The sequence below is a fragment of the Paraburkholderia sp. BGA-UO-ETr-F12 genome, assembly GCF_059567945.1.
Map to the genome: position 1 here is coordinate 111733 of NZ_JCAQOZ010000029.1, position 25425 is coordinate 137157.

General features: G+C 61.9%; 24 protein-coding genes and 1 tRNA gene. 16 read left to right on the forward strand and 9 right to left on the reverse strand.

Annotation, left to right across the window (positions count from 1 at the left end; genetic code table 11):
• Positions 1–5: 5 nt before the first annotated feature.
• A complete protein-coding gene (gene urtB / locus AC57B6_RS13185) occupies positions 6–881 on the reverse strand; it encodes an urea ABC transporter permease subunit UrtB (RefSeq protein ID WP_315696649.1) in 876 nt (291 codons plus the stop codon).
• A gap of 165 nt (positions 882–1046) precedes the next feature.
• Here urtB and AC57B6_RS13190 point away from each other — a divergent pair, with 165 nt between their 5' ends.
• The 3 genes from AC57B6_RS13190 (at position 1047) to AC57B6_RS13200 (ending at position 3560) form a co-directional block, all read left to right on the forward strand.
• A complete protein-coding gene (locus tag AC57B6_RS13190; protein WP_315696650.1) occupies positions 1047–1406 on the forward strand; it encodes a helix-turn-helix transcriptional regulator in 360 nt (119 codons plus the stop codon).
• 57 nt (positions 1407–1463) lie between these two features.
• The gene (locus AC57B6_RS13195) at positions 1464–1793 is read left to right on the forward strand and encodes a helix-turn-helix domain-containing protein (protein ID WP_025496111.1); all 330 of its coding nucleotides are present in this window, start codon (positions 1464–1466) and stop codon (positions 1791–1793) included.
• Positions 1794–2135: 342 nt separating this feature from the next.
• Entirely contained in the window at positions 2136–3560 is a 1425-nt protein-coding gene (locus tag AC57B6_RS13200) for an amidase family protein (protein ID WP_315696651.1), read from the forward strand.
• 54 nt (positions 3561–3614) lie between these two features.
• Here AC57B6_RS13200 and AC57B6_RS13205 read toward each other — a convergent pair whose 3' ends face one another.
• Positions 3615–4451, reverse strand: coding sequence for a FadR/GntR family transcriptional regulator (locus AC57B6_RS13205; protein ID WP_025496108.1), 837 nt, complete (start codon positions 4449–4451; stop codon positions 3615–3617).
• A gap of 241 nt (positions 4452–4692) precedes the next feature.
• On the opposite strand from AC57B6_RS13205, the gene AC57B6_RS13210 reads away from it, so the two are divergent.
• From AC57B6_RS13210 to AC57B6_RS13265, 12 genes are all read left to right on the forward strand, one after another.
• Complete coding sequence (locus tag AC57B6_RS13210; protein ID WP_315696652.1) at positions 4693–6003, forward strand: acyl-CoA dehydrogenase family protein; 1311 nt, start codon at positions 4693–4695, stop codon at positions 6001–6003.
• Positions 5993–6271 carry an acyl carrier protein gene (locus AC57B6_RS13215; RefSeq protein ID WP_315696653.1) on the forward strand — a complete coding sequence of 93 codons (279 nt, stop codon included), beginning with the start codon at positions 5993–5995 and terminating at the stop codon, positions 6269–6271. Before AC57B6_RS13210 ends, AC57B6_RS13215 begins: the two co-directional genes overlap by 11 nt.
• Complete coding sequence (locus AC57B6_RS13220; RefSeq protein ID WP_315696654.1) at positions 6255–7289, forward strand: 3-oxoacyl-[acyl-carrier-protein] synthase III C-terminal domain-containing protein; 1035 nt, start codon at positions 6255–6257, stop codon at positions 7287–7289. Before AC57B6_RS13215 ends, AC57B6_RS13220 begins: the two co-directional genes overlap by 17 nt.
• A gap of 2 nt (positions 7290–7291) precedes the next feature.
• The gene (locus AC57B6_RS13225; RefSeq protein WP_315696734.1) at positions 7292–8239 is read left to right on the forward strand and encodes a ketoacyl-ACP synthase III family protein; all 948 of its coding nucleotides are present in this window, start codon (positions 7292–7294) and stop codon (positions 8237–8239) included.
• Positions 8240–8264: 25 nt separating this feature from the next.
• A complete protein-coding gene (locus AC57B6_RS13230; protein ID WP_315696655.1) occupies positions 8265–9881 on the forward strand; it encodes an acyl-CoA ligase (AMP-forming), exosortase A system-associated in 1617 nt (538 codons plus the stop codon).
• Entirely contained in the window at positions 9878–11086 is a 1209-nt protein-coding gene (locus tag AC57B6_RS13235) for a pyridoxal-dependent decarboxylase, exosortase A system-associated (protein ID WP_315696656.1), read from the forward strand. Before AC57B6_RS13230 ends, AC57B6_RS13235 begins: the two co-directional genes overlap by 4 nt.
• 24 nt (positions 11087–11110) lie before the next feature.
• Entirely contained in the window at positions 11111–12211 is a 1101-nt protein-coding gene (locus AC57B6_RS13240) for an acyl-CoA dehydrogenase family protein (RefSeq protein WP_315696657.1), read from the forward strand.
• A gap of 1 nt (position 12212) precedes the next feature.
• Positions 12213–12821 (forward strand): GNAT family N-acetyltransferase, encoded by a 609-nt coding sequence (locus AC57B6_RS13245; protein WP_025496100.1) that lies wholly within the window; start codon positions 12213–12215, stop codon positions 12819–12821.
• Positions 12818–13882 (forward strand): beta-ketoacyl-[acyl-carrier-protein] synthase family protein, encoded by a 1065-nt coding sequence (locus AC57B6_RS13250; protein ID WP_315696658.1) that lies wholly within the window; start codon positions 12818–12820, stop codon positions 13880–13882. The genes AC57B6_RS13245 and AC57B6_RS13250 overlap by 4 nt, the downstream gene beginning before the upstream one ends.
• Complete coding sequence (locus AC57B6_RS13255) at positions 13879–14805, forward strand: 3-oxoacyl-[acyl-carrier-protein] synthase III C-terminal domain-containing protein (RefSeq protein WP_025496098.1); 927 nt, start codon at positions 13879–13881, stop codon at positions 14803–14805. Before AC57B6_RS13250 ends, AC57B6_RS13255 begins: the two co-directional genes overlap by 4 nt.
• 397 nt (positions 14806–15202) lie before the next feature.
• Positions 15203–15898, forward strand: coding sequence for an autoinducer binding domain-containing protein (locus AC57B6_RS13260; protein ID WP_029675573.1), 696 nt, complete (start codon positions 15203–15205; stop codon positions 15896–15898).
• A 166-nt stretch (positions 15899–16064) separates the two neighbouring features.
• Entirely contained in the window at positions 16065–16829 is a 765-nt protein-coding gene (locus tag AC57B6_RS13265) for an acyl-homoserine-lactone synthase (protein WP_081833266.1), read from the forward strand.
• Between the two features lie 2 nt (positions 16830–16831).
• On the opposite strand, the gene AC57B6_RS13270 is transcribed toward AC57B6_RS13265, so the two are convergent.
• Positions 16832–17266, reverse strand: a complete 435-nt coding sequence (locus AC57B6_RS13270; protein ID WP_278495398.1) for a hypothetical protein — start codon at positions 17264–17266, stop codon at positions 16832–16834.
• A gap of 730 nt (positions 17267–17996) precedes the next feature.
• On the opposite strand from AC57B6_RS13270, the gene AC57B6_RS13275 reads away from it, so the two are divergent.
• Positions 17997–18884 carry a hypothetical protein gene (locus AC57B6_RS13275; RefSeq protein ID WP_496421508.1) on the forward strand — a complete coding sequence of 296 codons (888 nt, stop codon included), beginning with the start codon at positions 17997–17999 and terminating at the stop codon, positions 18882–18884.
• A gap of 280 nt (positions 18885–19164) precedes the next feature.
• On the opposite strand, the gene istB is transcribed toward AC57B6_RS13275, so the two are convergent.
• From istB to AC57B6_RS13305, 6 genes are all read right to left on the reverse strand, one after another.
• Positions 19165–20016 (reverse strand): IS21-like element helper ATPase IstB, encoded by an 852-nt coding sequence (gene istB, locus AC57B6_RS13280; RefSeq protein WP_122944000.1) that lies wholly within the window; start codon positions 20014–20016, stop codon positions 19165–19167.
• Entirely contained in the window at positions 20013–21527 is a 1515-nt protein-coding gene (gene istA / locus AC57B6_RS13285; RefSeq protein WP_496421509.1) for an IS21 family transposase, read from the reverse strand. The genes istB and istA overlap by 4 nt, the downstream gene beginning before the upstream one ends.
• Positions 21528–21954: 427 nt before the next feature.
• Entirely contained in the window at positions 21955–22185 is a 231-nt protein-coding gene (locus AC57B6_RS13290; protein ID WP_025496093.1) for a helix-turn-helix transcriptional regulator, read from the reverse strand.
• 334 nt (positions 22186–22519) lie between these two features.
• Positions 22520–23725 carry a tyrosine-type recombinase/integrase gene (locus AC57B6_RS13295; RefSeq protein ID WP_315696660.1) on the reverse strand — a complete coding sequence of 402 codons (1206 nt, stop codon included), beginning with the start codon at positions 23723–23725 and terminating at the stop codon, positions 22520–22522.
• A 159-nt stretch (positions 23726–23884) separates the two neighbouring features.
• Positions 23885–23978 (reverse strand) — tRNA-Ser (locus AC57B6_RS13300).
• A gap of 194 nt (positions 23979–24172) precedes the next feature.
• The gene (locus tag AC57B6_RS13305; RefSeq protein WP_028199562.1) at positions 24173–25423 is read right to left on the reverse strand and encodes an aspartate kinase; all 1251 of its coding nucleotides are present in this window, start codon (positions 25421–25423) and stop codon (positions 24173–24175) included.
• Between the last annotated feature and the right edge of the window lie 2 nt (positions 25424–25425).

Genomic DNA, 25425 nt, shown 5'->3' on the forward strand with positions numbered 1-25425 from the left:
ACGTTTTATCCTTTACCGAGAAGCTGATGGGCTGCGCTGAATCCTGGGATCAGCCCTTGCGGTCTGAACCGGATCACCACAATGGAGAGGACCAGCACCACCGCCGATGCGAGAGAGGGATCGACGCGATAGCTCAGTAACGTCTCGGCGGTACCGATGACTGCGCTGCCCAGGATGCTGCCCGCGATCGATCCGATACCGCCCAGCACGATCACGAAGAACGCCTTGGCGAGGTAGGAGACGCCCAGATGCGACTCCACCGAAACCATGGGGGCGACGAGCACGCCAGCAAGCGAGGCGAGCGCCGCACCACCGCAGAAGGCAATGCGATTCAGACGCCGGGTGTCGATGCCAGTAGCCTCGGCCATCGCCGGGTGCTGGATCACGGCACGCAGCTGGGTACCAAAACGCGTACGGGCGAACAGCAGCCAGCACCCCGCCGTCACGGTCAGCGCAACGGCGATCACGAAGATCCGGTAGGCCGGATAGCTTCCGCCCGGGACCGGGACCGCCCCGCTGAAAGGGGCGTACACGAGCATCGGCTGGGTGCCGAAGACGAGTTCCAGTGCCTTCTGCAGGATCAGGCTGACCGCATAGGTCGCGAGAAGCGTGTCCAGTGGCCGGTCATAGAGCAGCCGGATGATGAAACGCTCGAGGCACCATCCGAGGGCGGCCCCGACAGCGGGCGCCACGAGCAAGGCAAGCCAGAAAGCCTCCTTCCCGCCAACCGCCTGGGCAACGGCTAACGCGTATGCGCCGATCGTGACCCACTCGGCATGTGCGAGGTTCACGATGTCCATCATGCCGAAGACAACCGCGAGCCCAAGCGCCACCAGCATCAGAATGCTCACGTACCCCAGAATGTTAAGAATCGTCGTCATATGAATCAGTCCCGGTCTTCATGTCTGCGGAGCTGTTGCCCCGTGCGTGTAATCGGCAGACGAGCCGCATTGCGGCACCTCCATCCCTCACAGCCAAGAATTTCTTAGGCAGAAAACTAAGAAACTCTTAGTAAAAACGGCAAGCAATTCCCTGAGACTCGGAGGATGCCGGTTAAGCACACGACATCCTCCGTTTTTGCCAAACGCCTGAAAGAGGCACGGGTACGCTCGGGCCTGACCCAGGAGCAGCTCGGCATTAATGCGGGAATCGACGAATTCTCCGCCAGTGCCCGCATCAACCAGTACGAAAGAGGCAAGCACCTGCCTCACCTGATGATGGGGCAACGTCTGGCCAGGGCGCTGCACGTCCCGACGTCTTTCCTCTACGAGGAGGACGATCTGCTCGCAGCTCTTCTCGTAACTGCGGCCCGGCTCACGCGGGGAAAAAAGAAAATCCTCCTCGCGAATGCCGAGACGCTGAGACAATCAGCGTCCTCCAGGACTACAAAACCAAGTAATGTTTAGTCTTTCAACTAAGAATTGCTTAGTAAAATCCCCGAGCGAATCCGGGAAACTCGCCGGATGTCGCGCGATACACCCACTTCTGATGCCGTCTTCCCTCGACGCCTGAAACAGGCGCGACTGCGCTCGGGCTTGACCCAGGAGCAGCTTGGCATCCAGGCGGGTATCGACGAATTCTCAGCCAGCACCCGCGTCAACCAGTACGAAAAGGGCAAACACGCCCCTGCCATACAGACCAGCCAGCGTCTGGCGCGGGCACTCCTTGTCCCCACGGGCTTCCTCTACGAGGACGACGACCTCTTGGCGAACCTGCTGGCAATCGCCGGTAGGCTCAGCAAGGAAAAGAAGAGAGCCCTCCTTGCCAGCGCAGAGAAACTGGCTCAGGAATAAACTAAGATTTCCTGAGTCTCCGGGTCGACCGCAGACGATGCCATAACTGACGCCCTCGCCGGACCGCAGCATTAGCCTCGGTTGACCAACAAGCCGTGCGAACTGCTTCGTGCCGCCAAACTACGACGCCCTTCAAACTTGCGTCACGTATCAAGCCGACACTACCGGTCACCGGCAGCAGCCTCGTTTGGCGATTTATGATCATTAAATTACGTCCACAGAATTTGGATGTCAACACTACTGAATCGCTCGTTTACCCTGATTTTTCAGCAGTTCAAGATCACTTGACATGAGCGAGCCTCACATCTATGGTCTATTTATGATGATTAATTTGGAGACAACATGGGCAATGACAGCTGCGATCTGACAGCACAGGAGCTTCATGCGCTTTATAAAACGGGCAGCACCTCCCCCGTGGAGGTCATGCAGGCCGTGCTCCTACGCGTAGAACAGCTCGATCCCGCCGTGAATGCCTTCTGCCAGATAGCAGCGGATGCACTCGACATGGCGCGTGAATCCGAGAAACGTTGGCAACGCAAGCGCCCGCTTGGGCCGCTGGATGGCGTCCCGGTCAGCGTCAAGGACAACGTTGCTGTCGCCGGGCTTGCTACACGATATGGCTCGCGCGTCACGGACGAAACGCCATCACCCCACGACAGCCCGTGCGTCGCGAGGCTTCGCGAGTCTGGCGCCATCTGCTTCGCCAAGACCACCCTGCCTGATTTCGCCCACAAGATCGTCACCGATAGTCCGCTTACCGGAGTCACGCGCAATCCCTGGGATACGGACCGTACCCCAGGCGGCAGCAGCGGCGGAGCCGCCGCGGCGGTCGCGCTTGGCATGGCGCCCGCGGCAATCGGCACCGACGGCGGTGGATCGATCCGGATTCCAGCCGCGTTCACTGGTACGTTTGGTTTCAAGCCGAGCTTCGGACGCGTTCCGCATGCGCCACGCGGGCCGTTCGGGCTGTTGAGCCACGTTGGCCCCATGACACGCTGCGTGGGGGATGCCGCACGCATCCTGACCGTCATCAGCCGCCCTGACAGCCGCGACTGGTACGCCTTACCGTTCGACGCCAGCGACTATGAACTTGGTCTTAAGTGCAAGCCAACACCAGGCGGTGTCCGCATAGCGTACAGTCCCTCCCTGGGCCTCGCTGTCACGCCCGAAACCGCCGTCCACGACGCGCTCATGCGTACAGTCGACACCTTCCGTGACCTTGGCGCCAGGGTTCAGCCGGAAGATCCGCCGGGTATCGCTCGCTGTAACGCGATCCACGCCACCATCTGGCCTGCCTGCTGTCGCCAGCTCACCGAAGGCCTGGCTGACGGCGGCGACGCGCTCGATCCGTCGTTACAGGCCTACTCTGAGGCAGGCGCGACAATATCGCGCCAGACGTTGCTTGGCGCGCTCATCGAGAGAGGCGAACTTGGCGCCACCGTCAACGCATTCTTCGAACGGTACGACCTTGTTATCTGCCCGGTGTATCCCCGCGTGGCCATGCCGCTTGCGGAACTCCCAGCCAGCAAGGAACTGTTTCCCCACTTCACCGCATGGTGCAACCAGCTCGGGCTTCCTGCAGCAAGTGTTTATGCGGGCAGCACTTCAGACGGTCTACCGGTCGGGATACAGATCATTGGCGGCCGTCACGCCGATGCGCTCGTGCTCTGGGCAAGCCACATCCTGGAACTCGCGCTCGGACGCGCTCCGCTAGCTGAGCTGGCGCGCATGCTTTCCTCATCCATTAGTGGCCGCAAAACGCGCTGACACTGCACGCCGCCACGGATATCCGGGCCGGCGTCCGCTGAGCCGAACGCCGTATCACGAAGCGCCCTTCCTGCCCGCGTGCAGACCAAGGTCCGAATCCAGTACCAGCTTTTGCCGCAAAGCGGCATGCACCTTGCGAAGCTGCGATTCCGCTTCTTCCATGTGAGCCACCATAAGCCTCTCGACCTCCCCTGCGTCGCGGCGCCTTGCCGCTTCCAGGATCGCGCGATGAGCAGCGACGGTCTGCCGACCAAACGCCTGGTAATCGTCTTGCGTCACGTTGCCCGCGACAATCACGAGAGTGTGCAGCATCTGGTTGATGATCTGACAGGTGCACCGAAGGAACGCGTTCGGATTGGCCCCGGCCAGCACGTCATGAAAACGGATGTCCTCCTGCCGCTGATCGAGGGCACGTTCATGACTCGCGGCAAATGGCTCGCACACCTCCACACTGCGCTCGAGCGCCTCCAGATCTGCGTCCGTCAGATGCTCCACCGCTCCCGCCGCAAGTAGCGGCTCCAGCACGCGCCGCACCGCATAAATATCCTCGAGGCTGATGCTCTCGAAAAACAGGTAGTTCTGCAGCGACTGGAATGCACGGGCGAGCGGTACGCGTGTAATCGTCGCTCCGCCGTCCGGCCCGGTACTCAGACGCACAAGTCCCTGTACCTCCAGGGCCTTGAGAGCCTCCCGCATCGAACCTCGACTGACGTTGAACATTTCCTGAAGCTCAGCCTCCTTGTTCAGTCGCATGCCGGGGCGCAGCTTTCCATCGGTAATCCAGCTTTTGATGAGCTCGGCCACCTGATCTCCCCGCTTGGTCGTTCGCGGTCCCTTGTTGTCTGGCTGAAGCAACGGTTTTTTCTCTGTCGTCTGTTTTCGCGCTGCCATACGTCACACCCGTAGTTAGCCATCATCGTTTGATCTGAATGTCATTATCGGTCATCCGTTGCCGCGTGACCGCCACAACGTCCCCACGAACGCCCCCGATACAACACCCTCCCAATGTTCGGAGGTGACGACTCCCCGCCCTGATGCCTACGCTCATTGCCAGACGACACGCAAACCTCATCCGTGGGTTCGCGTGAATATCGGTCCTGGGCGCAGATGCGCCCACCTAGGAGAAGGCGTCATGACGCGAGATGAACAGGCGTCGCAGCACGTTCACACCATCGACGACATCAGCGCAGCGCTCGCCGATCGCGGGCTCGATCTCGACCTGCTTGCCAGGCGTATGCGCGCTGTCAGCCCCGAATCGGACGCAACCGGCGAGATCGTCGGTCCTCCCTGGCGTGCAGCTGACCTAAGCGCTCTGAACATGAACCTCGTGCCCACCCGGTACGGCGGCTGTCCGACACTGCAGTCCCTCGTGGCGCAGACAACTCTGATGGCCTACCTCGGGGAGGCCGACGCAAGCCTCGCGCTGGCGCTGCCGGGCCCCGGGCTCGCCATGCCACCTGTCGTTGCGCTCGCCTCGACGCAACAGCAGGCCGGGTTCTTCGAGCGGTTCCAGTCGGGCTCGCCGCGCTGGGGCGCTTTCGCCATCACCGAGCCGGACTGCGGTTCCGACGCGACTGCCATGCGCATGAGTGCACGAAAGACCGGTCGCGGCTGGGTCCTGAACGGCACAAAGTGCTTTATCACGAACGGCGCACGCGCAGACTGCGTGATCACGTTTGCAACGATCAACCGAGACATGGGTCGCTACGGGATCCGCGCGTTCCTGGTGGATTGCAATACACCAGGATTCACGGTGTCGCGCATCGATCGGATGGCAGGTCTGCGCGCGACCCAGCTCGCCGTGCTCTCTTACGCCGACTGCGAGGTCTCCGATGATGCGCATCTTGCCCGCAGCGACGAAAAGCCCCTCGATGACGCTTTCTCGGGTGCGCAGCGGTCCTGGGACTATTTCAGGCCACTGCTCTCCGCCGTCATGGTCGGTACCTGCCGGCGGGTGCGCGCGGACCTTGCGGCCTGGCTCGATGCGGGCGGCACGCCCGCGGACAGGCATCGCAGCGTGGCGAGCGTGGAAGCGTCCCTGCTCGACATCGACCGCCAGATTGCGGCCGCATGGCTGCTCTGCCATTGCACGGCCTGGAAAGCAGATCGCGGCGTTGCAACGTCAATGGATTCATCCATGACCAAGGCGTTTGCCTCGCGCGTAGCCGCACGGGTGACGCGTGCTGCCATCGACGTCGCCGGTATCGACGGCATCGCCGCCTGTCCGTCACTTGAGCAGGCTTACCGGGACGCCAGGGCTTTCGACATCATGGAAGGTACCGGTGACCTGCAGCGACTCATGATTACACGGGCAGCGCAGCGATCAACGTCACGTCCGTGGGACATCACCGCACCGCCCTCCGGCTGCCCCACCCAGCCTGACCCATCACCCGGCATCGCCAACGCCCATCGCTCCGGGCAGGAGACCTCTCATGACGCATAACACGCACGACCCGGGCCGCGAGGAAATCGCAACCGCCATCAGGTCATGCCTGCTGTCAGCGATCGGCAGCACGATGGCTGCGGACCTGATCGCTGAGGACACGAACCTCTTCGACGTCGGCGTCGACTCAATGAACATGACAGACCTGCTTCTTCAGCTCGAGCAGCGCTTCGGCTTCACACTCGCGCCGGAAGATCTTTCGTCCGACCTCTTTCTACGGTTCGGCAACCTGGTCTCCTTCGTGGAATCCCATGTACGTCGCAACTGACCACGGCCACGAGCAAGTCTGCATCGCGGCGACAGCGCGGTACGTACCGAAGGCACGTGAGCACCCCGAAGCGCTGCTACAGGAACCAGCGGCCACGGCGACCTCCATGCGCGAAGCCGTCATGCGATCTGTCTATGCCGATACGCTGCGCTGGCGCCAACTGGAGACACCGCCCGTCGCCGCAAATCATCTGTCCCGGTCCGTCCACCCTGCGATGCCGACGCATGTCGCCAGCGAGCTACACCTCAGCCTCTCGGAAATGGCATCCGCCGTAGCCAGCGAAGCTATCCGACGGTATCCCTCGAAAGAAAACCATGTGCCAGACCAGATCATCGTATGTGGAACCAGTCTTGAACACGATCTCGCGCTATCGTGCGCGGGTCGCCTGCACAGCGAACTGGGATCGACGGGCGCGCCGCTCGCGATCGGACAGATCCAGGGCGTGTCCTTCTTTCTTGCGCTGCAGGTGGCGGCCGACATGATGGCCAGTGACGACCGCATGCACACGACACTGATCGTCGCGGCTGAACGCTGGCTCCCGCCATTTTCCCGTCAGACCGGTTCGCTGACCGTATTGGCTGATGGCGCGGCAGCGATGCTGGTCAGGCGTGAGGCGTGTTCCGGATGGCACGTACGCAGTCTCACGGTATGTACGCCCTGCACCTCCTCGCCCATCCCCCCGCAGGAATTCTGTATCGACGAAGCGGTCGTAGTCGAAGTGATTGAGGAGACGTGTGCAAAGGCAGGCCTGAAACCCGCTGCATTTGACTGGATCGTGCCGCCGCGCATCAACACCACCCTGGCATGCAACGTCAGTGCAGAGGCCCGACTGCCAGTCTGGCGAATGTGGTACCCGGAGCCAGGCGATATCGGGCATCTGTGCGCAGCAGACGCGCCCGCGCAGCTCCACGCGTTGCTGCAAACGGTTGTTCCGGCGCACGGACAACACATCCTGCTGTGGTCAGCAGGCTTCCAGGGGCAGGCGGCATGCGCCGTTCTCGAATACCGCGGGAGCTAGCGATGTCTGCGTCTCCACCCCCTCCTGTACTGTCGCTGTCCGGCATCGCATCCAGCCTGCCGGTACGAACGGTCGATGCTGACACCTGGGCCCGTCGCTGCGGATTTCCCGAGGCACGCGCAAATGCACTGCTGCGCAACGGTGTGCAGCAGTTCCACGACGCTGCATCGACATCACCCGTCGCATTCGCGTGCGAAGCGGTTTCCGCCCTGCTCGAGGACACTGGCACGTCACCGGCAAGCATCGATGCCCTCATCTACACCCACACAATCCAGAGCAGCGTCCTGGCGCCGCCTGCCGGTACTGCGGCGCTCATCCAGTCCCGCATGGGCCTTGAGCGCGCACTCGCGTTCTCGGTGATGCAGCAGAACTGCGTGTCGCCGATGGCCGCCATCCGGTTGCTGCGCGTGCTCACCGTCGCAGGTCGCGCCATCCAGCGGGCAATCGTTGTCTGCGCAGATGTGATGGGATCGGGCTGCGATCATCTGCGCGCCATCCAGGATCTCGCGCTACATAGCGACGGCGCATGCGCGCTCCTGCTGGAGCGCCGCGCCGACCGCAACAGCATCGTTGGGCTGCACCTTTATACAGACGCTCGCTATTTCCGCGGCACCGACGATGATCTTCAGCCCGTGCCGGATGATCGTTACTACTGGTCGGCATTCACGACGATGCGCGCGGCGCTTCGACAGGCAGGCATCACGGGCAATGAACTCGTTCATGTCCTGCCTCATCACGTCAACCTGCCTGGCTGGTCGCGTCTCATGACCATGCTGTCCGTACCACAGGAACGTCTTTTCACCACGAATTTCGGACGCCTCGGGCACGTGTTCGGCGCCGACCCGTTCATCAACTTCCACACGGCGCCTCGCGGGCAACCGGGCTCCTGTTCCCTGCTGTTCTCCAGCGGACTTGCCGGTTGCTTTGGCGCCATGGTGATCCGCCACTGACCCTGAACCTGATCGCTATCCGGCCATGAGAAACCTCCTTGATCTTGTCCAGTCGGCAGCGCGCCGCACACCCGATGCGGAATCGCTCGTCTGCGGTGACGTCCGCGTCACCTACCGCCAGCTGCTGCAACGCAGCCATGCCTTCGGACAGGTATTGCCTTCCCTCGGTGTGGCTCCGGGCGAACGCGTCGCCATCTTTCTCGACAAGCGCTTGGAGACTGTCGTGTCGATGCTCGGCGCCTGTGCCGCAGGATGCGTTTTCGTTCCGGTGAATCCGCTCCTGAAACCGGACCAGGTGGCTCACGTGCTTCGTGACAGCAGCGCCCGGTGCCTCGTGACCACCGCATTGCGCGCCCGCTCCCTGGCCGCTGAGGGCGTTGCGCCGGTGTCCGATGTAATCCTCGTAGACGAACCAGACCAGGCTTCTTCTGATCAGCCGACCGGGGTCAGGATTCACCGCTGGCCAGACTCCATCTCCAGCCCCGACGACGCGCTGGTGCCGGTCCCGGCCGTAACATGCATCGACACAGACCTCGCAGCCCTTCTCTATACATCCGGCTCGACGGGATTGGCCAAGGGCGTGATGCTCAGCCACCGGAACCTGCTCGAAGGTGCCTGGAGCGTCGCCGAGTATCTGCGGCACGATCCGTCTGACCGCATCCTTGCCGTCCTGCCCCTGAGCTTCGATGCGGGCCTCAGCCAGCTAACCTCGGCGTGGTCGGCAGGCGCGACAGCAGTGCTGCTGAACTACCTCACGGCGCACGATGCTGTCCTCGCGTGCGAGCGCGAACACATCACGGCGATCACGGGTGTCCCGCCATTGTGGATGCAACTCACGGGCGCAACCTGGCCAGACTCGGCGCGCAATAATCTGCGTTACTTCGCGAACACAGGAGGGCGTCTTCCGCTGCCTGTACTGCAGAAACTGAGAGCGCTGTTTCCGCGGGCCACGCCGTTCCTGATGTACGGGTTGACGGAGGCGTTCCGCTCCACATTCCTCGACCCCGCGGAGGTTGACAGCCGCCCCGACTCGATCGGCAAGGCCGTGCCCAATGCGCGGGTGCTCGTCGTCCGCGAGGACGGCACACCGTGCGCCCCGGACGAAGCCGGCGAGCTGGTGCATGTCGGCGCATGCGTCACGCCAGGCTACTGGAACGACGCTGCGCGCACCGCGCAACGCTACCGCCCTTCGCCTGAAGCAAAGCCGGGCGGCGCGCCGCGTGATATGGCGGTGTGGTCCGGGGACCTCGTGCGGTGCGACAGCGAAGGTTTTCTGTATTTCATCGCCCGCAACGACGCCCAGATCAAGAGCTCAGGCTACAGGATCAGCCCGGAGGAAATCGAGGAAACGGTCCATGCAAGCGGCCTTGTTGTGGAAGCAGTTGCGCTGGGCATCCCGGATGATGAGCTTGGCGAAGCGGTTACGCTACTCGTCGTCCTGGCAGGTGATTCAGGTGTCGATGATCTGCGCCGCTGGTGCACGCAGCGTCTGCCGGGCTATATGGTTCCCCGACATATTATTAGTTATCCTTATATTCCTCGCAACCTCAATGGGAAATTTGACAGGGCGGCGCTACGTAGCAGGGTTGCGTCGTCCGGGCTCGCCGCACTCTCGCGCGGCCCAGGGGAGCAAACATCATGAGCCTCACCTTCATCCGGCGGCCCCCCGGGCTGCAGTTCGGCGGTCTCGACGTACGCCAGCTGGCCGACCGCGCCGGGCGTACGCCGTTCTTCGCCTACGACCGCTCTGCGATCGACACCCGCATGCGGGAACTGCGCAGCCTGCTGCCCTCCGGCATGCAGCTTCACTACTCGATCAAGGCCAATCCGATGCCCGCCGTGATCCACTACCTGGCCCAACGGGTCGACGGGTTTGATGTTGCCTCCGCGCAGGAGATGGCGCTGGCGCTCGATGCCGGCACCGCTCCGGCCGCAATCGGCTTCGCCGGGCCGGGCAAGTCTCATGACGATCTGCGCCGCGCAGTGGCCAGCGGTATCAACGTTCACATCGAGTCGGAAACCCAATTGCGGCTTGTCACCGCGCTTGGGTGGGAACTCGGCGTGCGGCCCAACGTGGCGATCCGCGTCAATCCCGATTTTCAGGTCGGACACAGCGGCATGCGCATGGGCGGCAGCGCCGCGCCGTTCGGCGTTGATGTCGACCAGGTTCCGGCATTGCTGCGCGAACTCGAAGCGCGGGAAATCGCGCTCGCGGGCTTCCACGTCTTCTGGGGCTCGCAGTGCCTGCATGCAGCAACCATCATCGAGGCCCAGCGCCAGAGTGCTGACCTTATCCTTCGACTCGCCAGCGATGGGCCCCGACCACCGCGGTTCGTGAATCTCGGCGGCGGCTTTGGCATCCCCTACTTTCCGGGCGAAACCCAGCTCGATGTAACGGCAGTCTGCGAGGCGATGCAGGACTGGCTGCCGACGCTTTGCGAACGTCTGCCCGGAACGACGCCGATTCTGGAACTCGGGCGTTACCTCGTGGGCGAGGCCGGTATCTATGTGTGCCGTGTCATCGACCGGAAAGTGTCGCGCGGCAGGACGTTCGTCATCACGGATGGAGGACTGCATCATCACCTGGCTGCCTCCGGCAACTTCGGTCAGGTCCTGCGCCGCAACTTTCCAGTCGTGATCGGCAACCGCCCAGACGGCGCGCCACGCGAGCGGTGTCATGTGGTCGGCTGCCTCTGCACGCCGCTCGACCGGCTTGCGGACGAGGTTGAACTTCCCGAAGCGCACATCGGGGATTTCGTGGTGGTGAAACAATCGGGTGCCTATGGCCGCTCGGCGAGTCCTCTGCATTTTCTCAGCCACCCGGAACCCGTCGAAATGCTCGTGTAACACCTCACCATCCGGAGAAACGTCATGCCATTCCGTCAATCCGTGGTCACAGACCTCGCGCCCGGATCCTGGGCACTCAACGACGAGCAGCAGGGGCTGGTTACGGCCGCAAGACAGTTCGCGCGTGACCGCCTCGAGCCACTGCTGGGTGGCGCGCCTGACTCCGCCCGGTGGGACGAAACGGTCCGACTTGCCGCGGTACTCGACCTCGCGACCATGATCCTCCCGGAACAGAGGGGCGGCATGGATATCAGTCGGCACGACCTTGCACTTGTCATTGAGCAGTTCGCAGCAGGTCCGCTCGAACGGGCCGCCGAACTGACACTCAGCAGCGCCGCACTGATGACGCTGCGCAAATACGGTGCACTCGACCTGCTACCCGATCATAATATCCAGCATTACCTTGACGGCACAACGTCGATCGCACCGGGCATCCCTGACGTCGACGCTTCGGGTTTCTGGGTGTTGTGCCGGCACGCATGCTCGCAGGCAATGATGGTCCGGATGGACGGTGAACGTCCGCAGCTCGTGCTCGCTACGCTGACCGAGAGGCGGGACACCGGGCGTTGCTCCTCCGTTGCCCTTCCAGGGCCGCTCTCCATCGAGCGATACGCCACCGTGCCGGCAGGCGATACGCCCCTTCTGGTTGTGCCCGGGAGCACGAACGCTGACGGCGATCCGGTACGGCAGTGGCTTGTCGATGCGGCAATATACCTCGCTGCGCTGCTGTCGGGCTCCGTCCGGCAGGGCGTGACCTTCGCCCTTGCCTACAGCGCTTACCGGCAGACGTTTCGCAAGCCAATTGCCGCGCACCAGCTCGTCGCCGTACGGCTCGCCGACATGCTGATATCGGCGCACACCATTCACCTTTTTCTCAGGTCCATCGCAGCACGCGATCCGCAGACGGATATCGTGCCCGTGCGGTCCATGGCCCACCACATTGCCACCGAAGCATTGGACGTTGCGCGCGAGCTTGTGCAGCTTTGCGGCGGTCATGGCTATGTGGAAGGCCTGCCGCCCGCTGCACGGTTCCAGACGGTGCACTGGTTTGCGATGCTGTTGGTCAAGCTCGAAGCCGGACTGGGCGCGCTCGCTGCGCCAGACGTCCACCAGCAGGAGAGTTGACGTGAGCAGCCAGGACCCGGCTGTCAAACCCGCACATCCCACTGACGGATCCCACCAGACGGGCGGCGAATCCGGTTCATGCTGGCTTCGGGAGCCCGACTCTGACGATGTCAATGACATCGCTGCCTGGCTCGCCGAACAGCACATCAACCAGTGGTTCGATTTCGGGCAGGGCCGACAAACGCTTTCCGTGCCGGCCGTGCAGTTCATGATCCAAAGCGGTCGGCACCGCATACGCATGTTTGGGCCCGCGGGCCACGAGGCCGCAAGCGGCCTCGTGGCCGTCAGCGACCTGGCGCATGCATTCGGCACCGGCTCATTCTGGGTGCTGCGCGACAGCCGACGACCAGCCTGCAGGGACATGACATTTACCGCGTCCAACAGGCTCCTGCGCGAGGCGTTCGAAGCCGACCGGCTGCATTGCATCACGGCGTGGGCCGTAGAGTGCAACGTGCGCTCGCGACACCTGCTCGAGCGGATCGGCTTTCGCCTCATCGGGCTGCAGCGCGATTGCCACGTCATGCATGGCTCGCGGCATGGACGCGTACACTATGACCTGCTGCCGGCCGATCTCGCCGCCGACACCGGCTCACCCCAGCGTGGCGCATGAAGCCGCCCGTCATCACCGCAGTGACGGCCTGGGTGCCAGACGCCCTCCCCCTGTCCCGATGGACGGCAATAGAGTCGTCGCTGCGCGCGACCGGGCATCCCGGCTGGGACGCCTGGATGCGGTCCTGGCACCCCGACTACGGGCACTGGCTGGAGGAATGGCCGTGTGTGGAGACCGCCGGTTCGCCCCCCGTGCACCTAGCGGGTCTGGTAACGCCCGACATGAACTGCAAGGTGCCGGTTGAGACCGGTACCGATCTGTCAGGGCTCGCCGCAAAAGTGACAAAAGCGATCTGTCACGCACGCCCGCCGGACTCACGACCAGTGGAGGTCATAGTGTTCTGTCACAGCAGCCTTGATGAACACGTTTCAACCACGATTGCCGGACGCCTGTGTGCCGAAGTCGGTACACCATGCTTTCCTTTTTCGATCTCACAGCAACACGGTGTATCGCCATTCACAGCATTGCGGATCGCATCCGACCTGTTCATCGCCGAACCGGACATCCACACGATACTCATTGTCGCCGCGGAAAAGTGGCGTCCACCGTTTTCCAGAATGTGTGGACCCGGCATCGTGCACGGTGATGCCGCAGGTGCGCTGCTGATCGAAAGGACCCACCAGGGAGGAGCTAACCTGCAACTGCTCGATGCTGCAACCCGGCAGGTTCCCGTTGACATCGGGACCCTTGCATCTGGGATCCCCGATGAACCCACATTCGCCCTGGTTTCGATGATCGAATTCCTGCTCGCCCGGCACGACCTCCGTCACGAGGATATTGACAAGGTCATTGGGCATCCGGGCACTCCCTCGCTCACACGTGCAGTAGGGGAGCTTCTCAACCGACCCGACGCCCGAGTGCAGCATGCGGTTTGCGTTCATCTCGGCGCGGCCGAATCCATCGTGAGACTTGCGCAGGCGCTCAGCCGCGCCAGCGGTCGCCAGCGACGCCGCCTGCTGCTATGGGGCTACGGAACCCGCGGCTTTGTCGGCACGGCTCTGCTGGAATTGTGCGGAGCGCCCTCCCTCTATTGGCGGGACGGTGTCCGGTTCGTCTCATGATCCCCGATCTCGGCATACCGCACGTCGCCTTCCATCTTCCCCAGCGTGTCGACGACGTCCGGGACTGGGGAACGCGAACCCGGCAGAAGACCGCCACCGTGCAGAACCTGGAGCGGGCCGGGATGCGTTACTACCGCAATGCGAACGGACAGACCGCAATTGGACTTGCGGCCAGCGCTATCCAGCGTCTTCTGCTCGCCTCCGGTATCTCATCTCGTGAAGTCGACTGCATCGTCTACGTGCACACGCTCCAAGGCAGCATCGCGCCACCACCGCAGTCGCTGCCCGGCCTGCTCTGTGACCGGTTCGGCTTCACGAACGCGGAAGCTTTCTCGTTCGCTCAGCAGCACTGTGCATCCGCACTTGGCGCATTGCGCGTGATTCGTGCGATGTTCATTGCGCGGCCCCACATGAAACGGGTTTTGCTTGTCGGCGCCGACGTGATGCCGCTCGAATCTGAAAGATTAATGAAAGCAGAAGGAATTCTGAGCGACGGTGCGTTTGCTGCATTCGTGGAGCGCGACGCCGCCGTTAACCGCCTGCTCGCGATCGCGACACTCGCCAGCGGCCAGGGTTGGCGTGGGGTACTGGCAAATAACGAGCCGCGCCTGGCGGCGCAGAACTTCTTCACGGCGCGACGACTGATCACTGACACAGTGCAGCTGACACATTTCAAACCGGGCGACATTCAGAAGATCCTGCCCCACCACCTGGATCTGCCTGCGTGGCACGGCCTGCTCGATTCACTTCGGATACCACAGGACCGGCTTTTCGCAGAGAATTTTGCCCGTATTGGCCACGTCACCGTCAGCGACGCGTTCATCAATCTTGCCCAATGTCATGGACTGGTGCCAGATAAGCCGCTCCTGCTCTTTGCACGGGGCGTCGGAGGGTTTTCAGCAGCAGCGTTGCTGGTCCATTAGCCGACCAACTCCGCCACAGTTCGTCCGCTTGCCCCAGTCGCGCGGAAATTAGCCGCAATCGCTTGCATGAACCATCCGGCGGCAATCTGCAGACTATAATAAAAGTTGAATGCGCCCGGACGAATGCACGTCCAGTTGGCCATTGTTGGTGCCGTAATCTGCGGCAATCGTATGCGGGCTTCTGACTGACCTCTGACCGCCGGAAACGCGTGTCGCATGAACCGCACCGTCGTTGCGCGCAGGCCGCGTTCTCATGTGACCCCTGGCGTTCCAGACGCTGTGGGACAGCGCCGGGGTAGCGAACATGGAACATGTGTCTCGACGCCGTTCAAAAGAGGGACAGCACAGGCCCTCACCCAGATACGATCGTCTGCAAACTGGCGCGCCGGCGCCGGTCGTGCGTCTCGCACGTGCCACCGACATTCCTTCCCTCGTCGAATCTTTCGGCAATGTGGCTGGGAAACTCGGCTTCCCGAATTACGTGATCAGCCGCGTTACACGGAGCCGTTCGACAAGCAACCGGCGAACGGTGCTCGAGATGATCGGCACACACTATCCGCAGGAGTGGGTGCGGCACTACCAGCATCGGGATTATGCGTCTACCGACCCCGTTCATCGGGCCGCGTTTTTCCACTCGGCGCCCTACCGGTGGCACGACATCGCCGGGTTGAACAAGGCCGAGCGTCGTCTGCTCGACGAAGCGAGAGAGGCCGGATTACCCGCGGGACTTAGTATCCCGGTTCACCAGTCGGATGGCAGTATTCTTCTGTTCAACCTGTCCGGCCCTCCGCGTTCCGTCAACGACGCAATCAACTCCCGGCTTGCATACCTGATCAGCGCGCAGTTTCACTTCGAACTGCATCGCCTTGCGCAGATACCTTCAAGAAGAGCGGCACACCTGCTTACACCACGTCAGCTCGAATGCCTGACCTGGGTCGCCCGGGGGAAAACCTCGGCCGAGATTGGCGAAATCCTCGGGCGCTCGCGCTATACCGTTGACTACCACATCGACCTGGCGATGGAGGCTCTCAACATCCGCAGCAGGACGGCCGCTGCAGTCCACGCGACCGTACTGGGCATCATAAAACCCTGAATCTGTCTGTCCTGCAATTCCAGCGCACGTTCAGCCCGTCGCCGTATAACCGGCGTGCGTTCGTGCACGCTCGCACGTACTTGTCGATACCCTCCCAAAGCTCCGAGTTTCTGGGCCACAGACACGCTGATAGCGTCGCATCAACGGCTAACATCAGGAGAAGCCCATGTCACACATCCTTGCCGGCAGGCTTGATGACCTGCCATCGGATATCCGTCACCATCTCGGAGCCTTCCGCCACAAGGTCTTTGTCCAGCGTCTGCATTGGGAAATACCTGGCGTGTCCCACGATGCGACGAGCGAATGGGATGAATTCGACGGAGGCAGTACCGTACACCTGGTCGCACTGTCCGCAGACGAAGAGGTTTGCGGTTGCGCGCGGCTCATGCCGACTACGGGGCGCTATCTGCTCCGCGACGTGTTTCCGGAACTTACTGGCCCTGGCTCGCTGATTTCGTCACCTTCGATCTGGGAGCTGTCGCGATTTGCTGCGTCAGGACTGGCAGACCCTCGAACCGGCTTAAACTCGGGCATGTCGTTGCTCCCATACGCGATGGCGCTTGCCCGCTCGTTCGACGCCAAGCGCCTGATTGGCGTGGTCTCGCGCCCCGTTGCACGTCTGTACCGGCGCTTCGGACTCGATCTGCGGGATATCGGCGCTCGCACGGCCCCGAGCACCGTCGATATCGTTGCGTGCTCAATCGATGTGGAAGCTGCCACGTTCCACAAACTCCGGTGCGATCCTGTCACGCTCCTGGACTCTATCACCCGTTTCGGCCAGCTTTCATCTCCTCACACCGGTTTGTCGTTTGATTCGCGTCGCACTGACGCGGGTGCGCATTCTCCGTACACCAATGGCGATGAACCTCTCACAGCAAGCGGTAGCGAAACAATGCGCGCGCAGGCGACAATCCGGACGACTGGCGTCTAACATTAGCGCATCCCTGCAGGGCGGCAATGGTGCCGGTTATCGCCCTCCTTGATCCAGTCCGGTCTGATCGCCGACGCGTAGGCTTGGGCGCTACGCGAGGCCTCTCCATTCGCCTGTGAGCTCAGGCCCAGGCGCTCGTCGATCGCGCGCGCGACGGTCGCAGACTTCGGGAAATGATCGTGATCGCATTCCGCCCAGAACGTATGCATTGCGTCGAACAGGACCGACAGTATCGAAGTCATGTAGGGCAGTCTGACGACGATGCCCTCCGCCGTAGAGCCACCACCGGCTTCATCCCGTTCGTCCAATGGATTGTCCACAAGCATCGCGATCCGCAGCGACTCGAGTTCACGCTGCAGGCGATCTTCGAATGAATAATGAACAGTCGCCGAATGCGCAAGTGCTCTGCGCAACTCGCAAAGTTGCTGGTCCTTCATCGCCATGCATCGGGTTAGCCGATGGACCTCTGCTTCGGCCCGCCGCAAACGCTGATCGGGAGCAGCGTTTGCAGACGAAATCGGTGGGGCGCTCTCCATCGCAGCGACTGTCCATGCATCGACCTCTTTCATGATATTCCTTGTCTCAAATGCACATGCCTATGAGGTTGCCGCTACCCCTTTTCTCTATCCCGTGCGAATGGGAAAAGGCCTGGCTTCTCCGGCCACGGGTCAATCATGATGGACATCCGTGACGGAGTTATCGGGCTCCACCCACGTATCTTTTTTCGGTTTTCTCAGACGAAATATCAACTGCGAAAAACGGCAGGGTCCGCCTTATCTGAGGTTGCCCGATGCTCTCAAGATCCGGCGACCCGTCGCTCCTTTGCGCACCCCGACACCGGGGTCCGATAATTCTCCGGCCTCGTAATTCCCACGGCGACGCCTGCGACCACAACTCGCAACCAGCAGCCACTGCCATTCGCATCCGGGATCGAGACAGACCTGCACCAACCGATCCTGCCCGAAATCCATAAGAATCCCAGCACAATCCACGCCGCACCCAGCGCGTATCCGGTAAACAGGTCGATCAGGGCAAGTGACTACCAGCGCAGCGACCGACTATGCATTGTGAGTAATCCCCACACGCCTTGCTGAATTCGCTAAAGCTATTCCCTGGGCCTGCCGAAAAAGCAGTTACAAATCTGCCTGACAAGGACCAGACCAGAAAATGAAAATACCTGAGTTCGCTTTTCCCACCGGCCTTGACAGTATGGCCAGGACTGCAACTACCCTCACCAAGCTTGGTATTTTTACTGGTGGTATTTGCATCGTTGCGTACTCACTGAAAATCGGCTACTTTCCGCAGGATCTGTCCATTGGAGACGGTGCGCTATTTCTCATGGCAGCGGGTTGCTTTGGCATCGTCTACGCCTTCTTTGTAGCCTGCCTCGTCTCGTTGGGTATATTCTTTTCGCCATTAGTACGCATACCGTTTAATGCATTCATTAAAACCCTGAATCGATTCAGCAAACGAAAAAGGCCTCCCGCACATGAATTGGCGCCCTTTGACTGGATCACCCTTCTGTTCGCGATCTTGGCCGTCATCCTGATCCTCGCCTTCGGAAAACAGGAACAGACTGCATACTGGAACCTTCCGCTGCTGTCGATCGCGCTGTATTTTTTTTATTCCATCTTCCACTCTTCAGGAAAGAAGCTGCGCGCCATCCACTCCGTCCAGAACGCCATCCTGCATACAGAAGAGAAGGACAAGCTCTCGAAGCTCGGCAACCCCGAGCATCTGCGGCGCAGCCAGTGGTTCAGCCTCGCTGCCATTGTCGTCATGCCGCTTCTTCTGGGTCATGTATCCGGCCAGCTTCTGGACGCAGCCATGCGCTTCGGCAAGATACGGATCGAGCACCCCACGATCTACGTCAAGCCGCCGTACGCACTGATGTTGCCGAAAAACCTGGTGCCCGCGGAGCACGCGAGTCTCGCTGACTACACGAGGTTTGACGGCACTGTCGTGCTGTTCAACGGATTCGGCAAGAACACAGTCATATCATTCCCCGACTGTGGCGCGACAATCTGGATGAGAGACGCGCGACAATCAAGTTGAGAATGTCGCGGCAGAAATGATGATGCCGATGTTGATTGACGCTGGCAAGCGTTTATTGATTGACGTGCGGCGTTGATTGACGCGGGCGAGTGGGTGTCGCGCGACAATCAAGCTGAAGCGATCAGTCGATGAGGATTGCTGTGTAATGGTGACGCCGCAGGTATTCTGGCTGCACGACAATCAGATGAGAATGTGGTGGCGTGGAAGGTGAATCCGGGGTTGATTGACGCCGGCTAGCTTTGCCTGCGAGCCGCGCGTCAATCAGGATGAGAACAGCGGGTCATTCGGTGAGGTCGATGCCGTGCTGATCCTCCTGTGTCGGTGGCACGCCAACGTTCTTTGGTGTCGCTCGACTGGCCGGGCGTCCCGGTCCCTGCTGCTTGCGCTGCAGGGCAGTACGGCGACGGTAGCTTTCGACGTTCAGCTCAAAGATGGTCGAGTGATGGACCAGCCGGTCGACGGCGGCCACCGTCATGGCCCGGTCGGGGAAAACCTTGTCCCATTCGCCAAACGGCTGGTTGGCCGTTATGCAAAGGGAACGGCGCTCGTACCTGGCGCTGATGAGCTCGAACAGCACTGACGTCTCTGCCTGATCCTTGCTGACATATGCGAAATCGTCCAGGATGACCAGGTCGAAGCGATCCAGCCGGTTGATGGCGGACTCCAGCGCGAGCTCGCGGCGCGCGACCTGCAACCGTTGCACGAGGTCGGTAGTGCGAGCGAAGAGGACCTTCCAGCCCTTCTCCAGCAGGCTCAGTCCGATGGCCGACGACAAGTGCGATTTGCCCCCTCCGCTCGGCCCCAGAAGAATCAGGTTGGTGCCGTTACGCAACCAGCCGTCGCCCGCGCAAAGCGCCGAGACGTGCGCGCGCGACACCATTGGCACCGCGTCGAAATCGAAGTTCTCCAGTGTCTTGCCCGGCAGGAGCTTGGCGTCCCTGAGGTGACGTTCGACTCGGCGTCGATCGCGCTCGGCGATCTCGTGTTCGGCCAGCGCCATCAGCAGGCGCGCTGCCGGCCAGCCTTCCGTGTCGGAGCGCTCGGCAAAGCTGGACCAGATCTGCTTGATGGCGGGCAGCCGCAAATCGTTGAGCAGCAGCGACAAGCGGGTGGCGTCGATGTCGAGATTCATGCCGTCACCTCCGTTGCCATGTCAAGCAGGGCTTCGTAGTCGCTCAGCGCGGCGAGCTGGATGTTCACCTCTGGCATGCTGCTCGTCGGCTTCGCTTCGAAGCGCGAACACAGTGCGTCGAGATCGGGTAACCGTCCATCGTCCAGGCACTGTTGCAGCGCCTTGGCCAGTTGGGCTTCGCAGTTGTGCTCGTGGGCCAGGCTGAGCAGTTCTACCATGGTCCTGCATGCCTGACGCTCAGGGAGCTGCTCGAGCAGGCGATCGAAGCTCAGTCGATACGCCTCGCGCGGAAAGATCTGATCGCGGTAGACCAGGTTGAGCAGTGCCATGGGCTTGCGGCGCAGCGCGTGGATGACGTGCCGGTAGTTGATGACGTGGCCGTGCTTGCCCTTGGGACCCGCACGGCCGCGCTGCAGTGTCATCAGGGCCGTACTGCCCAGAAACAGCTCCAGCCGGTCGTCGTACAGGCGCACGCGCAGGTGATGGCCGATCAGCCGGGACGGGACGGTATAGAACACCTTGCGCAGGACGAAGCCGCAGGTGGTCGTGACGTACACGCGCGTTTCCTCGTAGTCACACGTACGCTGGGCCGGAAGCGGCTGAAGCAGTGCCCGCTCGAGCTCAATGCGTTTGCCATTACGCGCGTTGATTCGACCGACGATCTCGTCGATGAAGCGGCGATAGGAACCAAGATCGTCGAAGTCGTGACTGCCGCGCAGAAGCAACGCATCACGCACTGCGCTCTTGAGGTGGCCATGAGGGCTCTCGATGGAGCCGTTCTCGTGGGCAACGCCACGGTTGTTGCGGGTGGGCTGCATGCCGTAGTGGGCGCACAGCGCATCGTAACGCGTGGTCAGATCCTTGCGCGCGTCGGCATCGAGATTGCGGAACGCCGCCGACAGGCTGTCGCTGCGGTGCTCGCGCGGCGCGCCCCCGAGTGCCCAGATGGCGTTCTGCAGCCCTTCGGCCAGCGCGACATAGCTCTCGCCGCCGAGAATGACGTGAGCGTGCTCAAAGCCCGAGCAGGCCAGCCGGAAGTGATAGAGGCGGTGGTCAAGCGCGACACCCGCCACGGTGACGCCCAAGCTGTCCATCTCGGTGAAGTCGGACAACCCGAGACGACCGGGTTCGTGTACCTGACGGAACATAACGTCATGCTCCTCGCCATGGAGTGCGCGCCAGTCCCGAATACGGCGCTCCAGTGTGCGGCGCACGTTGCCCGGAAGGTCGGGATGGCGCCGAAGCATCTCGTCCAGTACGGCTATCGGCCGGATGCCGGGAGCGCACTGGAGCAGCGGCACGATCTCTGTGTCAAAGATTGCCGCCAGGGGATCGGGACGGCGACGCGCACGTGGTGCCTTCTTCTTCGATGGCAGTCGCCGGTCCTGATCGATGCGATAACCCGTGGCGGCGCTGAACCCGGCGCGCGCAGCCGCTTGAGCGGGTCCTTCCTTGAGTCTGTACTTCATGAAGAGCCTCATCTGATGGTCGTTGATGTGTCGGCCGGGCAACTCAGCCTCCCTTCGCTACATGGAAGAGCTGTTCATACCCGATTTACCGCGACCACCGACAAGGCACCCCGGCAGCGGGGCGGACTCCTCGGCGCGGCGTTGCGGCAGCGGTTCTGGGCTACGCCCTCCACCGCTGCCGCAACGCCAGTACTCTCATCCTGATTGACGCACGGCTCTCATCTTGTTTGACGCGCGGCACCCGACGCCGGGGCAGTCAGGACAATACGGATTCCAAACGAATATATAATCGTCGAATAGCTCATGAGGCCGTCGGGCCGCGCCTGCGGTAACAACCCGGCCTCGGGGCTGCATGGACCATCCACGGCTGTGCCCTACCGCATGTTCGGACCGGAGTCAGCCCACGCCCACCGCCCGACTCGACAGAGCATGAAGCCTGCCATGACGTAGCGAGCGTGCGTCGGACGGATCATCTTGACACACGCGTGCCCGCCACCTTGCGGCTTGCGATCCATGCGTCAATCTCGCTTTCATACCACGCTACCCTTCCGCCGCCAATCTCGACTGGCCTTGGAAACTTGCCTGCTGCCAGATACCGGTAGACTGTGCTCGCCCCCAGGCTCACTCGCATGCGCACTTCAGGGAGGCGAATAAGGCGCGACTTCGCGCTTTCGTGGCCGCCAATATGCTCGTCGTTCATCACGCTGGTCCTCCTGACGATGTCCGGATGCCGCCGGACAGCCCCAGACTAGCGTGCTGCCGTAATCACATCAAACATACGGTCAGGAGAAACATTGCTACGGTGCAGGCTGGCCCACGGTCGCGAACGTCCCATGGTTACCCTGCAGTTCCCACCCGCCAGCAACCACCGGTCGATTCTTGCCCCAGCATTCGGCTCCCGGAAAAAACCTCACTATTTCGGAGGAGCAGCTCCGACACGACCAGAGCCACGCGACCGTGAATCACCGGCACCGCCCGTCACATCCGGCGTGGAGTCAGCCTTGCGCTGGCATTCGAGCGGAGTCCCAATTCAGCTACCCCTTCACCGCACAGAAAGCCGCCCAGTCGTCCATCATCTGTCTGCGCCGCTGGAACATGTCGCCGCGGCGATAGGCGGCCTCAACCTTGTCGTCCACGGTGTGCGCCAACGCCATCTCCGCCATCTCGTTGGGATAGGTCGTGCATTCCGCCGCCCAGTCACGGAATGTCGAGCGAAATCCATGCACGGTGAGGCCCGTGCGTTTCATCCGGCGCAGAACCGTGAGCATGGCCATGTTCGACAGCGGCCTGCCCTTCTTCGCGCCCGGAAACACCAGGTCACCGTCCGCCTCTTCAAGCAGCCTGCGCACCAGTGCAAGCGCGCAACCAGACAGCGGAATCCGGTGTGCCCGTTCGGCCTTCATCCGATCTGCCGGCACCGTCCATGTAGCCGCATCCAGATCGAATTCATCGCGGACCGCACCAATGACCTCGTTTGTCCTGGCTGCGGTCAGGATGAGCAGTTCGAGCGCCCGTGCAGCGAGCCCGTCCTGCGTCCGCAGTGCCTTCATGAAGGCTGCCGATTCCTTGTACGGCAAAGCGGCATGGTGCTGGACCTTCCGTACTTTTGTGCGTGCAGGCAGGATCTTGTCGAGGTGACCTTTCCACCGTGCGGGGTTCTCCCCTTCGCGGTAGCAGTGCACAGTGGCCCAGTCGAGCACCGACTCAATTCTTCCGCGCACACGACTGGCCGTCTCGGGCTTCGTCTGCCAGATCGGCTCGAGCACGCTCACGATGAGCGCCGTTTCGATGTCCCGTGCGAGAAGCGATCCAATGATAGGTGACGCGTAGGTGGCCAGCGTGTTCTCCCACTGCGCGACATGCTTTTCGTTCTTCCACCCTGCACGGTTTGCCTTGATAAATGCCTTGGTGCATTCATCAAATGTCCGGCTGCGCGCTGCGGTCGCGAGCTGCTGCGCCCGCTCGGCACGGCGGGCCTCGATCGGATCGACGCCCTCAAACAGCATCCTGCGACAGCGCGCGGCGAGTTCGCGTGCGTCGGCAAGCGAGATGACATGCAGTGGGCCCAGGCCCATCTCGCGCAACCGTCCCTCGCGCCGGAAGCGGTAGACCCATGAGCGCGTACGCGCCACCGATACCTGAAGGTACAGACCACCACCGTCGCAGTAGTGGCCTGGCTTCTTCAGGCGCGCGACGCCGAGCGCCGAAAGACGGTGGATGGAACGCGGGTTTGTGCTCATGGCGACCTCCTCTGTACCCATACTACTACCCATACTTCTGGTTGCAATCGGGAGGTATGGAGCGGGAAGGTCCGGCACAAGAAAAAACCCCGGAAGGCCCATGTGGCAGCCTTCCGGGGTCTGGTCCGGGACATTGTGGAATGCCCCGGGAGGTGCTCCTGGCGGAGACGGAGGGATTCGAACCCTCGATCCAGGTTTTGGCCCAGATGCTCCCTTAGCAGGGGAGTGCCTTCGACCTCTCGGCCACGTCTCCCAAACTTTCGGTTGCGCAGGGAGTCAGCGCAACGAAGCCAAGATAATAGCGGGCCGCACCGCGAAGGTCAATGTCTACCGGACATTTTTTGTGCCAGTTTTGTCACCGCCGACGCAATTTATTCACATTGGCCGCGCATACCGTCGAGCATTCAGAGGTGAGACGCTCTTGTACGTCCCACCTCGTGCAACACATTACGCCTGATCCAGTTCGAACGCTTTATGCAGCGCGCGCACGGCGAGCTCCATGTACTTCTCGTCGATCAGTACCGAGATCTTGATTTCGGAAGTCGAGATCATCTGGATGTTGATGCCCTCCTCCGACAGCGTGCGGAACATCGTGCTCGCAATACCCACATGCGAACGCATGCCGACGCCGACCACCGATACCTTCGACACCTTCGGATCGCCCAGCACCTGCTCAGCCTGCACGTGGCCCTTCACCTGACTCGTGAGGATGTCCATGGCACGCTGATAATCGCCGCGGCCGACCGTGAACGTGAACGCGGTTTTGCCCTCGACGCTCTGGTTCTGGATGATCATGTCGACGTCGATATTCGCGTCCGCCACCGGGCCGAGAATCTGATACGCGATGCCCGGCTTGTCGGGCACACCCATCACGGCGATACGAGCTTCGTCGCGCTGGAACGCGATGCCCGAGATGACTGCTTTTTCCATGGTCTCGTCTTCTTCAAAAGTAATCAGGGTGCCCGACTTCATTTCAGCGTCGAGCGGGATGAGCGGATCGGTCAGGCTCGACAGCACACGCGTCTTCACCTGATATTTGCCGGCGAATTCCACCGAGCGGATCTGCAGCACCTTCGAACCCAGGCTGGCCATTTCCAGCATCTCTTCGAACGTCACGCGATCGAGGCGGCGTGCACCGTCCACCACACGCGGGTCGGTCGTGTAGACGCCGTCGACGTCCGTGTAAATCAGACACTCGTCGGCTTTCAATGCGGCAGCGACCGCGACTGCTGACGTATCCGAACCGCCGCGACCCAGCGTAGTGATATTGCCCTCGGGGTCGATGCCCTGGAAGCCCGTGATCACCACGACTTTGCCCGCTTCGAGATCGCGCAGCACGCGCTCGCCGTCGATTTCGCTGATGCGCGCTTTCGTGAACGCGCTATCCGTTTTGACGGGCACTTGCCAGCCGGCATAGCTGACCGCGTCGACGCCGGCTTCCTGCAACGCGATAGCGAGCAGTCCTGAGCTGACCTGCTCGCCGGTAGCGGCAATCATGTCGAGTTCGCGCGGGCTCGGCTGGCCCGTGATTTCTTTCGCGAGACCGAGCAAACGGTTGGTTTCGCCGGACATCGCCGACGGCACGACGACCATCTTGTGGCCGGCCTTGTGCCATTTCGCGACGCGCTTGGCGACGTTCTTGATGCGCTCGACCGAGCCCATCGAAGTGCCGCCGTATTTATGTACGATGAGTGCCATTG